The organism is Pseudomonas tritici (assembly GCF_014268275.3).
Classification (GTDB): Bacteria; Pseudomonadota; Gammaproteobacteria; order Pseudomonadales; family Pseudomonadaceae; genus Aquipseudomonas; species Aquipseudomonas tritici.
The window spans coordinates 1,377,290-1,391,376 of record NZ_CP077084.1 but is presented as its reverse complement, the minus strand read 5'-3'; the positions used below and the strand labels follow the sequence as shown (position 1 = coordinate 1,391,376).

The window sequence follows — 14,087 nt, the reverse complement described above, 5'->3', positions numbered from 1 at the left end:
GGAGCGGGCTTGCTCGCTAAGGGATCAGCGCGGTATGCCTGATGGACCGCGTCGCCTGCTTCGCGAGCAAGCCCGCTCCCACATTGGATCGCTGTGCACATTGGCACTGGCCATTTCTCTGGCCGGTTGCGCCGGCCTGCCTGACCAACGCCTGGCCAATGAAGCGCTCAAGCGTGGCGACACCGTCACCGCGCAGCAGAATTACCAGCAACTGGCAGACCTGGGTTACAGCGAGGCCCAAGTGGGCCTCGCCGATATCCAGGTAGGCACCCGCGATCCGGCGCAAATCAAACAGGCTGAAGCCACTTACCGTGCGGCGGCGGACACCTCGCCCCGCGCCCAGGCACGCCTCGGCCGCCTGCTGGTGGCGAAGCCCGGCTCCACCGAAGCCGAGCACCATGAAGCCGAAGGCCTGCTGAAAAAAGCTTTTGCCAACGGTGAAGGCAACACGTTGATCCCGCTGGCGATGCTGTACCTGCAATACCCGCACAGCTTTCCGAACGTGAACGCCCAGCAGCAGATCAGCAAGTGGCAAGCAGCGGGTTATCCGGAAGCCGGCCTGGCCCAGGTGCTGCTGTATCGCACCCAGGATACCTACGACCAGCATCTGGATGATGTGGAGCGCATTTGTAAAGCCGCGCTCAACACCACCGACATCTGCTACGTCGAGCTGGCCACGGTTTACCAGAAAAAAGCCGAACCGGAAAAACAGGCCGAGCTGCTCAAGCAAATGGAAGCGGGCTACAGCCGTGGCACCGTCACCGCACAACGCGTCGACAGTGTTGCTCGCGTATTGGGTGATGCTTCGTTGGGCAAGACCGACGAAAAAACTGCCCAGGCCCTGCTGGAAAAAATCGCGCCTGGCTACCCGGCTTCCTGGGTGAGCCTGGCGCAACTGCTCTACGACTTCCCGGAGCTCGGCGACGTCGACCAAATGATGAAGTACCTGGACAACGGCCGCGCCGCCGACCAGCCGCGCGCCGAGCTGTTGCTGGGCAAGCTCTACTACGAAGGCAAGTGGGTACCGGCAGACGCCAAGGCCGCCGAAGCACACTTCCAGAAAGCCGTAGGCCGCGAAGTGGCTGCCGATTACTACCTCGGCCAGATCTACCGCCGTGGCTACCTGGGCAAGGTCTACTCGCAAAAAGCCCTGGACCACTTGCTGACGGCGGCGCGCAACGGCCAGAACAGCGCCGACTTCGCCATCGCCCAGTTGTTTTCCCAAGGCAAGGGCACCAAGCCCGACCCACTGAATGCCTATGTCTTCAGCCAATTGGCTAAAGCCCAGGGCACGCCAGAGGCCAATGACTTGGCCACGCAGCTGGAGGCACCGCTGACGCCTGAGCAACGCGCTCAAGGCCAACGCCTGGTGCAACAGGAACTGGCCGCACGCGGCACCCTGGCCCAGAGCACGCTGCAACTGCACGCCCTGCAAGAAGAAGACGGCGAGGAATCCCTATGAAGCTCAACCCATTCGTCAAGGCCGGCATCGGCCTGACCTTCGCCCTGCTGTGGTCGTGCCCGACCCTGGCCGCCCTGACCGAAGCCAAGAACTTCGGCCTGGAAGTCAAAGCCACCGCGCAGTCCGAAGATGACCGCGACCTCGGCACGCAGAAAGGCGGCGACGTCAACGGCATCGGCCTCGACCTGCGCCCGTGGATCTACGGTGAAAGCGGCAACTGGAGCGCCTACGCCATGGGCCAGGCGGTTGCGTCCAGCGACATCATCGAGACCGACACCCTGCAACAGTCGGCCAATAACGAAAACCAGCAAACCAGCAACAACGATCGCAAGACCAAGAAAAACTACTTGGCCATGCGTGAGTTCTGGGTCGGCTACAGCGGCTTCACGCCCTACCCTGGCGAGATCCTCAAGCTCGGTCGCCAACGCCTGCGCAATGACGACGGACAATGGCGCGATACCAACATCGAAGCACTGAACTGGACCTTTGACACCACCCTGCTCAAGGCCAACGTCGGCGTTGCCGAACGCTTCAGCGAATACCGCACCGACCTCAAGGAACTGTCGCCGAAGGACAAGGACCGTCAGCACCTGTACGCCGACGCTTCCTACCAGTGGACGCCGGGCCAATGGATCGGCCTGCGCGGCCACCACACCCATGACAACGGCAAGCTCGATTACCCGGAACCGGGCCAGCCGACCGACTCGCTGGACAAGCGCGAGAACGGCGACCTGACCTGGCTCGGCATCGAAGCCAACAGCGACGCCTATAACTGGCGCAACACCAACACCGTCAACTATTGGGCGAGCATCACCGGCATGCAGGGCGACCGTGACACGGTCAACGCTTTGAAGGCCGACGGCACCCGCCCCGACCAGGCCAAGCGCAGCGATGACGTGAATGGTTGGGCTACCGACTTGGGTATCCGCCTGCGCCTCGACCCGCAGTGGCAAGTGGGTGCTGCCTACGCCCGCGCCAGCGCCGAGTACGAACAGAACGGCCTGCAAAGCAACCGTTCGAACTGGACCGGCACCCAGTCCCGCGTGCACCGCTTCGGCGAAGCCTTCCGTGGCGAAATGAACAACATGCAGTCCATGAGCCTCTTCGGTTCCTGGCAGTTGCGCGAGGACTACGACGCCAGCTTGGTGTACCACAAGTTCTGGCGTGTCGACGGTAACAAGCCGGTGGGCAGCAACGGCATCGATGCCGTGCAGAACAACACCGACGATGTGACCGGCGCGATCCTGTCCAGCACTTCCCTGCCGCTTGAAGACGGCAAGAAAGACCTGGGCCAGGAGATGGACCTGGTCGTTACCAAGTACTTCAAGACCGGCTTGCTGCCGGCCGCGCTCAGCCAGTCGATCGACGAACCGTCGGCCCTGGTGCGCTTCCGTGCCGGTGTGTTCAAACCGGGTGACGCCTATGGCAGCCAGGTCGATTCGTACATGCATCGCGCCTTTGTCGACGTGATTTGGAAGTTCTGATGGGAGCCTGCGCAATGATTCCTCAACGCTTGCTGGTGACCGCGATGCTGATGGCCAGCGCCACAGCCTTCGCCGATACCGCGCAGCAGGTCAAGGCGCCGACCATCGCCAAAGAACTGCAACAGGCCAAGACCTACACTATTTCCAGCCCGCCGACCGCGCCGCTGGAAATGGCCAAGCCGGCCCTGCCGGATCTTTCGGGCTACACCGCTGCAGCGATGCAAAAGAAGATCGTGCGTGGCAAAGCGGGCAAGTTCAGCATCCGTCGCATGATGCAGGAAGACGCCCTCAAGGACTTCATTGGCGGTGACAACAAGATGGCCGAATGGGTGGTGCGCCAGCACGGCATTCCCCAGGCGATCTTTGTCGATGACGGCTACATGAACCTCAAGGACCTGCTGGGCAAGGTGCCCAAGCAGTACCTGAGCGAAACCTCGCCGGGCGTGTTCCTGGCCAAGTTGCCGATCGTGGTCGGGCGCAAAGGCATCCTGGAAATCGACAAGAAGACCCAGGAGTTGCGTTTGTCCCAGGAAGCCGGTTCGTTCCTGATCAACGATGGCCAGCTATTTGTGAGTGACACCAAAGTCACCGGCTGGAGCGAAAAAGCCAACGGCCCGGCGCTGTTCAAGTCGCCCAAGGAATTTCGCCCGTTCCTGCTGGCTTGGGGAGGCACCGAGACGTACATCGCCAATACCAAGATGGCGAGCTTCGGCTACGCCAACAGTAAGTCGTACGGGGTGAGTATTTCCCAGTACACGCCGAATATGGCCAAGGTACTCAAGCGCCCTGAGCCGACCGGCTGGATCATTGATTCCGAGTTCTCGGACATGTGGTACGGCTTCTACTGCTACGAGACCACAGGCTTTGTGATCAAGGGCAATACCTACAAAGACAACATCGTCTACGGCATTGACCCTCATGACCGTTCCCACGGCCTGATAATCGCGGACAACACCGTCTACGGCACCAAGAAGAAGCACGGCATCATCATTTCCCGGGAAGTGAACGACAGCTTCATCTTCAACAACCGCAGCTACGACAACAAGCTCTCCGGCCTGGTGCTCGACCGTAACAGCGTCAACAACTACGTGGCTGACAACGAGTTCTACCGCAACCACACCGACGGCATCACGCTCTATGAGAGCGGTGACAACCTGCTGTGGGGCAATAAAGTGATTGCCAACCGTCGCCACGGTATCCGCGTGCGTAACAGCGTGAACATCAAGCTGTACGAAAACACCTCGATGGCCAACGGCCTGACGGGGCTTTACGGTCACATCAAGGATTTGACCGACACCGACCGTGACATCGCCCTCGACCCGTTCGACGCCAAAGTTTCGCTGATCGTGGTCGGCGGAGAGCTGGCGGGTAACGGCAGCGGGCCGCTGTCCATCGATTCGCCGTTGAGTGTCGAGTTGTACCGCGTGTCGATGCTGGCGCCGACCAAATCCAGCGGCATCAGCTTCTCCGGCATTCTTGGCGAGCGCCAGGAAGAAATTCTCGACCTGCTGGTACGCCAGCAGAAAGCCGTGCTGATCGACCCTGTCGAACGCCAGACCGAAATGCAGGACTGAGGATGACCCTTATGCACCCACACATGATCAAACTGCTCAGCCTCTCGGGTCTGACCCTCGGCCTGCTTGCGGCCAGCCAGGGCGTGCGCGCCGACGAAATCAAGGCGCCGACCTTCACCGCCGAACCGTGCTGCAGCCTGTGCCCGGCGGCGCATGATGCGCGCAACTACACCACGCGCTACCAGCAGAATTTCACCACCCTGGTACAAGCCCAGGGCGACTGGCTGTTCCGTACCCAGGAAGACCTGCGTACCGAGTTCGACACCACGCCTTCCGGCTACAAGCGCATGCAACAGCTGCACGATGCGTTCAAGGCCAAGGGCGTTGAATTGGTGGTGGTTTACCAGCCCACCCGTGGCCTGGTGAACCGCAATAAACTCAACCCGGAAGAGAAAGCCAAGTTCGATTTCGACAAGGCACTGGGCAACTACAAGACCATGCTCGGCCGTTTCGCCAAGATGGGCTACGTAGTACCGGACCTGTCGCCGTTGACCAACGAACAGCTTCCGGATGAACTGCCGGCCCACGATTTTTACTTCCGTGGCGACCAGCACTGGACGCCCTACGGCGCCCAGCGCACGGCGAAAATCGTCGGTGCCAAAGTGCGTGCAATGCCTGAGTTTGCCGACATTCCCAAGCGCGAATTCGAAACCAAGCGTTCCGGGCGCATGGGCAAGACCGGCACCCTGCACAACATGGCCGGCCAGCTGTGCGGCACGAGCTACGCGATCCAGTACATGGACCAGTTCACCACCGAGCCCAAAGGCGAAGCCGGTGATGGCGACCTGTTCGGCGACTCGGGCAACCCGCAGATCACCCTCGTGGGCACCAGCCACAGTGGCAAGAACTACAACTTCGCCGGTTTCCTCGAGCAGGAAATCGGTGCCGATATCCTCAACGTCGCCTTCCCTGGCGGCGGTCTGGAAGGTTCGATGATCCAGTACCTGGGCAGCGACGAATTCCAGAAGTCGCCGCCAAAGATTCTGATCTGGGAGTTCTCGCCGCTGTATCGCCTCGACCAGGAGACCATCTATCGCCAGATGATGTCCCTGCTCGACAACGGCTGCGAAGGCAAGACCGCACAGATGACGGCCAGCACGACATTGAAACCCGGCAAGAACGAATTGCTGGTTAACAGTTCGAACAAAGACCTGCGCAACGCCAACCACCAGGTTGATATCCGCTTCGCCGATCCATCGGTGAAAACCTTGCAAGCCACCCTCTGGTACATGAACGGGCGCCACGAGGACATCAAGATCGAGAAACCCGAAACATCCGATACAGACGGGCGTTTCGCCTTTGAACTGCGCACCGATGAAGACTGGGCCTCGCAGAACTTGCTGGCCGTGGAAGTGCAGGGTCCCGAAGCGGGCGCTGCCGCGCAAAAGGTTGAAGCGAAAATTTGCACACGCAACGTATTCCCAAGCAGCGGTCAAAAAACCGCATCACTCGGGCAATGAGGTTACCTATGCAGAAGTTATTGATCCCTACGTTACTCGGCCTGGCGATGTTCGCCGGCTCCGTTAACGCCGCCGCGCCACTGCGTCCGCCCCAGGGTTATTTCGCACCGATTGAAGCCTTCAAGACCGGCGACTTCAAGAATGACTGCGACGCCATGCCGGCGCCGTACACCGGCTCGCTGCAATTTCGCAGCAAGTACGAAGGTTCGGACAAGGCGCGTTCCACGCTGAATGTGCAATCCGAAAAAGCCTTCCGCGACAGCACCGCTGATATCACCAAGCTGGAAAAAGACACCAGCAAGCGCGTGATGCAGTTCATGCGCGACGGTCGTCCGGAGCAGCTGGAATGCACCCTCAACTGGCTCACGAGCTGGGCCAAGGCGGATGCGTTGATGTCCAAGGACTTCAACCACACCGGCAAGTCCATGCGCAAATGGGCGCTGGGCAGCATGGCGTCGGCCTATGTACGCCTGAAGTTCTCCGATTCGCACCCGTTGGCCAACCACCAGCAGGAATCGCAAATCATCGAAGCCTGGTTCAACAAACTGGCCGATCAGGTAGTAAGCGACTGGGACAACCTGCCGCTGGAGAAAACCAACAACCACTCCTACTGGGCCGCCTGGTCGGTGATGGCAACGTCCGTCGCCACCAACCGCCGCGACCTGTTTGATTGGGCGGTGAAGGAATACAAGGTCGGCGTGAACCAGGTCGATGACCAGGGCTTCTTGCCGAACGAATTGAAGCGCCAGCAACGCGCCTTGTCGTACCACAACTACGCCCTGCCGCCGCTGTCGATGATCGCCAGTTTTGCCCTGGTCAACGGTGTTGATCTGCGCCAGGAAAACAACAGCGCGCTCAAGCGCCTGGGCGACAAAGTGCTGGCCGGGGTGAAAGACCCGGAAATCTTCGAACAGAAGAATGGCAAAGAGCAAGACATGAAGGACCTCAAGGAAGACATGAAATATGCCTGGCTTGAGCCGTTCTGCACCCTCTACACCTGTGCGCCGGATGTGATCGAGCGCAAACACGGGATGCAGCCATTCAAGACGTTCCGCCTCGGGGGTGACCTGACCAAGGTGTACGACCCGACGCATGAAAAGGGCAACAAAGGTAGCTGACGAAACGCACTTCAAATGTGGGAGCCCGCTCCCACAGTTTGAACCGGTTTCGTCAGTAGGAATGTAGTACCGCCCCCTCGCGAAATCGTGGGGGGGTTTGGGGGGGCTCTGGCCCTTGACTGTTGGTTAAACATGGAGAGATCGGGATGGTTTTCTCGTCCAATGTGTTCCTGTTTCTGTTCTTGCCGATCTTTCTCGGCTTGTACTATTTGAGCGGGCAACGCTATCGCAACCTGCTGCTGCTGCTGGCCAGCTACGTGTTCTACGCCTGGTGGCGAGTGGACTTCCTGGCGCTGTTCGCCGCGGTGACGCTGTGGAACTACTGGATCGGCCTCAAGGTCGGTGCGGCAGGCGTGCGCACCAAGCCGGCCCAGCGCTGGCTGCTGCTGGGCGTGGTGGTCGACCTGTGCATCCTCGGCTACTTCAAGTACGCCAACTTCGGCGTCGACAGCATCAATGTGATGATGAAGTCGGCGGGCCTGGAGCCGTTTATCCTGACCCACGTGTTGTTGCCGATCGGTATCTCGTTCTACATCTTCGAGTCCATCAGCTACATCATCGACGTGTACCGTGGCGACACCCCGGCCACGCGCAACCTCATCGACTTTGCAGCGTTCGTGGCGATCTTCCCGCACTTGATTGCCGGCCCTGTGTTGCGCTTTCGCGACCTGGCCGACCAGTTCAACAACCGCACCCACACCCTCGACAAGTTCTCCGAGGGCTGCACGCGGTTCATGCAGGGGTTCATCAAGAAGGTCTTCATCGCCGACACCCTGGCGGTGGTGGCCGACCATTGCTTCGCCCTGCAAAACCCGACAACGGGCGATGCCTGGCTCGGCGCGCTGGCCTACACCGCACAGCTGTACTTCGACTTCTCCGGCTACAGCGACATGGCGATTGGTTTGGGCTTGATGATGGGTTTCCGCTTCATGGAAAACTTCAAGCAGCCGTACATCAGCCAGTCGATCACCGAGTTCTGGCGTCGCTGGCACATCAGCCTCTCCACCTGGCTGCGTGACTACCTGTACATCACCCTGGGCGGCAACCGTAAAGGCACGCTGACCACCTACCGCAACCTGTTCCTGACCATGTTGCTCGGTGGCCTGTGGCACGGTGCGAACATCACCTACATCGTGTGGGGCGCCTGGCACGGCATGTGGCTGGCGATTGAAAAAGCCATCGGCCTCAACACCTCGCCGCGCAGCTTCAACCCCGTACGGTGGGCCTTTACCTTCCTGCTGGTGGTGATGGGCTGGGTGATCTTCCGCGCCGAAAACCTGCACGTCGCCGGCCGTATGTACGGTGCGATGTTCAGCTTTGGCGAGTGGTCGCTGTCGGAACTCAACCGCGCCAACCTCACCGGCCTGCAAGTAGCAACCCTGGTGGTGGCCTATGCAACCCTGGCGTTTTTTGGCCTGCGCGACTTCTACACCAATCGCCCTGCCGAGAAAACCGAGAAGACCAAGCCAGCCGACCCGAGCCTGATCAAGGCCGTACCGGGCGACAACCCTGGCAGCATCCACGAGCCCGGCTTCACCGTGGGCCAAGATGCCGCCGTGCAACCGGCCTACTGGACCGCTGACTGGCCACGCTACGCCATGCGCGCTGCGGTGCTGCTGCTGTTCGTGGCGTCGATTCTTAAATTGTCGGCGCAGAGTTTCTCGCCGTTCCTTTACTTCCAATTCTGAGGGAGCCGACCATGACCCGTTCATTACGCGTCCTCTATATCGGCCTGTTCCTGGTGGTGCTGCTGGCCCTGGGTGCCTGGTCACTGCGCAGTTTCTTCGGTTTCAGCACCAATGCCGACGCAACCGTGCTCAACGGCCGTTGGACCAAGGCTGTCGAGACGCACTACGACGAAGAGTTCCCGATCAAACGCCTGGGCACCAACCTGTGGGCAGCGCTGGATTATAAGCTGTTCAATGAAGGTCGCCCTGGCGTGGTACTGGGTCGCGATCACTGGTTGTACAGCGACGAGGAGTTCAACCCCGCCGTCAACGAAGACCAGAACCTTGAAGGCAACTACGCGCTGGTCGAAGGCGTACGCCAGAAGCTTAAGGCGCAGGGCATTCAGCTGGTGATGGCGATCGTGCCGGCCAAGGTGCGCCTGTACCCGGAACACCTGGGTGAAGTGAAACCGGCCAGCATCCACGCCAACCTGTACCAGGACTTCCACGCCCGTGTCGCCGCCGACAAGATCATCGCCCCCGACCTGCTTGGCCCACTGCAACAGGCCAAGCTCGCTGGCAAGCAAGTGTTCCTGCGCACCGACACGCACTGGACGCCGGACGGTGCTGAAATTGCCGCCAAGCAGTTGGCTAAGACGATTACCGAAAAGACCCCGCTGAGCGGCGAGCCACAGCGCTTTGTCACCGAAGCAGAGAAAACCGAGCCGCACAAAGGCGACCTGCGCCTGTTCCTGCCTCTGGACCCGCTGTTCGAAAACCTGATGCCACCTAAAGAGCCGCTGGAAAAACGCGTCACGCACCTGGCCGAAACCAAAGGTGACGACGCGCTGTTCAGCGACAGCGAAACCCCGGTGGCACTGGTGGGCACCAGCTACAGCGCCAACCCCAACTGGAACTTCGTCGGCGCCCTCAAGCAAGCCCTGGGCAGCGACGTAGTCAGCTACGCCGAAGACGGCCACGGCCCGATCCTGCCAATGCTCAGCTACCTCAAAAGCGATGACTTCAAGAACAGCCCGCCACAGGTGCTGATCTGGGAGTTTCCTGAACGTTATCTGCCCGTGAACAACGAAATCGGCGATGCCGACCCCAAGTGGGTTGCGCAACTTAAACAAGCCGGTACGCGCCAACAGAACATGGCACTGAACACCCCAGCTAAAAACCCAAAATCCGAGACGCCCGACCGGGCGCAAAACTGAAAGAGAGGTAACTCACATGACTTTCACTACTACTCCGCGTCGTCTCGCCAAAACCTTGGCCCTCGCCGCTGGCATGAGCATCGCTTCGATGTCGGCCTTCGCCGGTGATGCTGCCTTGTACGGCCCCGTCGCACCGAAAGGTTCGAGCTTCGTGCGCGTCTACAACGCCTCCAATCAAGAAGTCAGCGCCACCGTTGGCAGCACCAACCTGAGCGAAGTCGCGCCACTGGCGAGCAGCGATTTCAGCTTCATGCCGGGCGGTGACTACAGCGCGAAGGTAGGCAGCCAGACCGTGCCGGTCAAACTCGCCGCAGACCACTACTACACCCTGGTCAACAACGGCAGCGGCCAGCCACAGCTGATCGAAGAACCACCGTTCAAGAATAAGCAGAAGTCCCTGGTGCGCGTGCAGAACCTCAGCGACAAGGCCCTGACCCTGAAAACCGCTGACGGCAAGACCGACGTGGTCAAGTCCGTGGCTGCCAAAGGCCGCGGCGAGCGCGAAATCAACCCGGTGAAAGTGAGCCTGGCCTTGTATGACGGCGACAAGAAAGTCAGCGACCTGAAGCCAGTGGCGCTGGAGCGCGGTGAAGCCGCCGTGCTGTACGTCACGGGTTCCGGTTCGAGCCTGTCGCCAGTCTGGGTGAAACGCCCCGTGTCGACCCGCTAATTATTTCCCTGTGGAAGCCGGGCTTACCCGCGATGCACACGACTCGGTTTGTCAGATGCACCGAGGTGATGCCTTCGCGAGCAAGCCCGCTCCCACAGGGACCGAGACAAAAACAAGAGTGAAACGACAAACCTTCGTAGCTCTGACCCAAATTGATTCAAGGAGAAACACATGATCCCAGTAATCCTTTCCGGTGGTAGCGGCTCACGTCTTTGGCCGCTTTCCCGTAAACAGTTTCCTAAACAATTCCTGGCCCTGACCGGCGAACACACGCTGTTCCAGCAAACCCTGGAACGCCTGGTGTTCGAAGGCATGGACGCCCCGATCGTGGTCTGCAACAAGGACCATCGCTTTATCGTCAACGAACAACTGGCGACCCGTAAGCTGGAATGCCAGCGCATCCTGATGGAACCGTTCGGCCGCAACACGGCGCCGGCCGTGGCCCTCACCGCGATGATGCTGGTCAACGAAGGCCGCGACGAACTGATGCTGGTGCTGCCGGCCGACCACGTGATCGACGACCAGAAAGCCCTGCAGCGTGCACTGGCCCTGGCTACCGTAGCCGCCGAGCGTGGTGAGATGGTGTTGTTCGGCGTGCCGGCGACCCGTCCGGAAACCGGTTATGGCTACATCAAGTCCACGGCTGATTCGCTGCTGCCCGAAGGCGTGAGCCGCGTGCAACAGTTCGTGGAAAAGCCCGATGAAAAACGTGCCGTCGAGTTCGTCAAAAGCGGCGGTTACTTCTGGAACAGCGGCATGTTCCTGTTCCGCGCCAGCCGCTTCCTCGAAGAGCTGAAAAAGCACGATCCGGACATCTACGACACCTGCGTGCTGACCCTGGAACGCAGCGAGCAAGATGCCGACACCGTGTCCTTCGACGAAGCCACCTTCGCCTGCTGCCCGGACAACTCCATCGACTACGCTGTGATGGAAAAAACCCAGCGCGCCTGCGTGGTGCCGCTGAGCGCCGGCTGGAGCGACGTGGGTTGCTGGGCGTCGCTGTGGGCTGTCAACGACAAAGACGTCCACGGTAACGTCAGCAAAGGCGACGTGGTGATCCAGGACAGCCGCAACTGCATGATCCACGGCAACGGCAAACTGGTGTCGGTGATCGGCCTGGACAACATCGTGGTCGTTGAAACCAAGGACGCGATGATGATTGCCCACAAGGACAAGGTCCAGGGCGTCAAGCAGATGGTCAACACCCTGAACGACCAGGGCCGCACTGAAACCCAGAACCACTGTGAAGTCTATCGCCCGTGGGGCTCCTACGACTCGGTGGACATGGGCGGCCGCTTCCAGGTCAAACACATTTCGGTCAAGCCGGGCGCGTGCCTGTCGCTGCAAATGCACCACCACCGCGCCGAACACTGGATCGTGGTCAGCGGCACGGCCGAAGTGACCTGTGACGAGAACGTGTTCCTGCTCACCGAAAACCAGTCCACCTACATCCCGATCGCTTCGGTGCACCGCCTGCGTAACCCAGGCAAGATCCCGTTGGAGATCATCGAAGTACAATCGGGCAGCTACTTGGGCGAAGACGATATCGAGCGATTTGAAGATATCTACGGCCGCTCGACGCCAGTTGAACGTGGCGTGTCGGTGAAAACTATCGCGCAGTAAAACAGTCGTACGAGAAGCCCCCGTCCAGCCGACTGCGTCCCCTATCCGCAGCCGGTTGGGCGGGGGCTTTTTAGTTCACAGGCCGTTCAAGCCTATGCGCGACCGCCCCAGTTACTCGGGGAATAGGCATTGTAATTGCCCGTATTGTTAGTGCTGGTGCCCGCAATGTCATATTTTTTCTTGCCATATTCCTCCATAGTCCTGCCGCCCCAGACCATAGCCCCCCCGAAAACTTTCGCACCTGCGCCACCATTGGTCGCAACTCTCGCGCCACCCCCCTGCATCGCCGCACCTGCCACCGTTATGGCGACCCCGGCGACCTTACCCTTATTCGAATCATCTTTAACGTGAAGCGCCGTTGAAAACTGCGAATTGACGCGATTGCTGATGCCTTGCATGAGTGTCTGGCGCAGATTCGTAAGCCCCAGGTTTTGCATACGCGGTAACCCGTTCGAGCTGACCTCTTGCTTGGGCACTTGATTGGGTGTTCCCAACACCGCAGGCGCTGGCGTGGATGCCAGCGAGACAAAGGCGTCGGTACAGGGGCGAGGGTATTTGATACGGTCATAGAACATCTCACTTCGTAAGTCTACGGTTGAGTTCCTTCATGGCTTAGCGCGCAACTCCGTGCTCAAACTCTGTGGGAAAAAGCTCGAAACCGGTTCCCGTATCAAAGGAAATGCCCACACACCCAGGTCGTGCTTTGCGGCTGCTGAACAGACGCAATCCTGGGTTTTGATTGCCGTTACCTACGACTGGCGCGATCGAATGTGTCGGCACCATACTCTTGGGCAACCTTGCCTCCCACGATCATCGCGGCGCCGAGGACTTTGGACAACGTCCCACCGCTGGTGACCAGTGTTTGCCCAGCCTCCTGGGTTGCCATGCCGCCCATGGCAATACCAAATCCCTTGGCGTGCCTGGCGTTCATACCGCTGTTGCGCAGATCTGCTGAAGGCGCTTGCAGCAAGGTTTGCCCCAAGTTTGTAAGCTTCTGATTCTGCATACGACCAGACGGGCGTGAACCCGGCTCTTCGTTCGTTTGCCTGGACGCTCCAGCCGTATTCGGCGCTGGTGCTCGCTGAGCCGTGATGAGAGAGGTCACCGCCGACGCCAGGGCGGAGGTGACGGCCGGCGCAAGAAGGGCTGCTGCAATCATAGTTTTTCTCACTTAATCAGACTGCGGTTGATAACCCTCCTGGGTAGTTGGCATTTCCCTATGCTGGCTCTGTGGAGAAAATGAGTTATCAGGTTCCCTGTAAACGAAAACCGCTACCCGCGATAGGCACCGAGGCCACCCCGCAGGTAGGATGTTTTATCTGCTTATGAGGTTGTCATCATGTTCTTCGGCGTCCTATTGATCATCACCTGGTTGATCCTGTTGCTGCGCTATCCGGCCAAGGCCTTGCCGGTGTCGCTGGCCGCCGCCGTTGGCCTGGGTCTGGTCGCCGTTTGGGTGGTATGGCTGGACAACCGCGAAGCCTCTCAATTAGCCCGACTGGAACTGCGCATCACCTATGCCGCCGCAAAATGCCCGGCCGACCGGCCGCTCAAACTGACCCTGAACAACGGCAACGACGTGCCCCTCACCGAGCTGCGGTGGCGCGTCGCCGCCTATGCGCCGGGCGACACGGTCAACCTCGCCGACAATGTCTACGCCGCCCCGCGCTATCGCGGACCGGGTGAGTTGCAGGCCGGCGCCACCTGGGACGATTGCCTGCCCACACCGCCTCTACGCGCCGGCTACCGCCCGCAAACCCTCGAATTTCGTGCCGAGCACCTGCAAGGCAGTTTCTCGGACTGACAAAGGAC

The 14,087-nt window shown here is 60.0% G+C and carries 12 protein-coding genes; 10 read left to right on the top strand and 2 right to left on the bottom strand.

What is annotated here, in order from left to right:
* Window positions 1–34 precede the first annotated feature (34 nt).
* From algK to HU722_RS06110, 9 genes are all read left to right on the top strand, one after another.
* Window positions 35–1,462, top strand: coding sequence for an alginate biosynthesis TPR repeat lipoprotein AlgK (algK, locus tag HU722_RS06150; RefSeq protein WP_371905285.1), 1,428 nt, complete (start codon window positions 35–37; stop codon window positions 1,460–1,462).
* A complete protein-coding gene (locus HU722_RS06145) occupies window positions 1,459–2,946 on the top strand; it encodes an alginate export family protein (RefSeq protein ID WP_065890500.1) in 1,488 nt (495 codons plus the stop codon). The genes algK and HU722_RS06145 overlap by 4 nt, the downstream gene beginning before the upstream one ends.
* Window positions 2,946–4,520: a mannuronan 5-epimerase AlgG gene (gene algG, locus HU722_RS06140; protein WP_065890502.1), complete on the top strand. Its 1,575-nt coding sequence runs from the start codon at window positions 2,946–2,948 to the stop codon at window positions 4,518–4,520. Before HU722_RS06145 ends, algG begins: the two co-directional genes overlap by 1 nt.
* Before the next feature lie 11 nt (window positions 4,521–4,531).
* A complete protein-coding gene (locus HU722_RS06135; RefSeq protein WP_065875239.1) occupies window positions 4,532–5,980 on the top strand; it encodes an alginate O-acetyltransferase in 1,449 nt (482 codons plus the stop codon).
* 8 nt (window positions 5,981–5,988) lie between these two features.
* Window positions 5,989–7,098, top strand: a complete 1,110-nt coding sequence (locus tag HU722_RS06130) for a mannuronate-specific alginate lyase (RefSeq protein WP_083207046.1) — start codon at window positions 5,989–5,991, stop codon at window positions 7,096–7,098.
* 146 nt (window positions 7,099–7,244) lie between these two features.
* The gene (locus HU722_RS06125) at window positions 7,245–8,786 is read left to right on the top strand and encodes an MBOAT family O-acyltransferase (RefSeq protein ID WP_065875018.1); all 1,542 of its coding nucleotides are present in this window, start codon (window positions 7,245–7,247) and stop codon (window positions 8,784–8,786) included.
* A gap of 11 nt (window positions 8,787–8,797) precedes the next feature.
* Complete coding sequence (locus HU722_RS06120) at window positions 8,798–9,982, top strand: alginate O-acetyltransferase (protein ID WP_065875019.1); 1,185 nt, start codon at window positions 8,798–8,800, stop codon at window positions 9,980–9,982.
* Between the two features lie 16 nt (window positions 9,983–9,998).
* Entirely contained in the window at window positions 9,999–10,652 is a 654-nt protein-coding gene (locus HU722_RS06115) for an alginate O-acetyltransferase AlgF (RefSeq protein ID WP_049709899.1), read from the top strand.
* 171 nt (window positions 10,653–10,823) lie between these two features.
* Window positions 10,824–12,275 carry a mannose-1-phosphate guanylyltransferase/mannose-6-phosphate isomerase gene (locus tag HU722_RS06110; protein ID WP_065875020.1) on the top strand — a complete coding sequence of 484 codons (1,452 nt, stop codon included), beginning with the start codon at window positions 10,824–10,826 and terminating at the stop codon, window positions 12,273–12,275.
* Between the two features lie 92 nt (window positions 12,276–12,367).
* On the opposite strand, the gene HU722_RS06105 is transcribed toward HU722_RS06110, so the two are convergent.
* Both HU722_RS06105 and HU722_RS06100 read right to left on the bottom strand, forming a co-directional pair.
* Complete coding sequence (locus HU722_RS06105) at window positions 12,368–12,850, bottom strand: hypothetical protein (RefSeq protein WP_065875021.1); 483 nt, start codon at window positions 12,848–12,850, stop codon at window positions 12,368–12,370.
* A 170-nt stretch (window positions 12,851–13,020) separates the two neighbouring features.
* Window positions 13,021–13,434, bottom strand: coding sequence for a hypothetical protein (locus HU722_RS06100; protein WP_065875022.1), 414 nt, complete (start codon window positions 13,432–13,434; stop codon window positions 13,021–13,023).
* Between the two features lie 180 nt (window positions 13,435–13,614).
* On the opposite strand from HU722_RS06100, the gene HU722_RS06095 reads away from it, so the two are divergent.
* Window positions 13,615–14,079 carry a multidrug transporter gene (locus tag HU722_RS06095; protein WP_065875023.1) on the top strand — a complete coding sequence of 155 codons (465 nt, stop codon included), beginning with the start codon at window positions 13,615–13,617 and terminating at the stop codon, window positions 14,077–14,079.
* Window positions 14,080–14,087 lie beyond the last annotated feature (8 nt).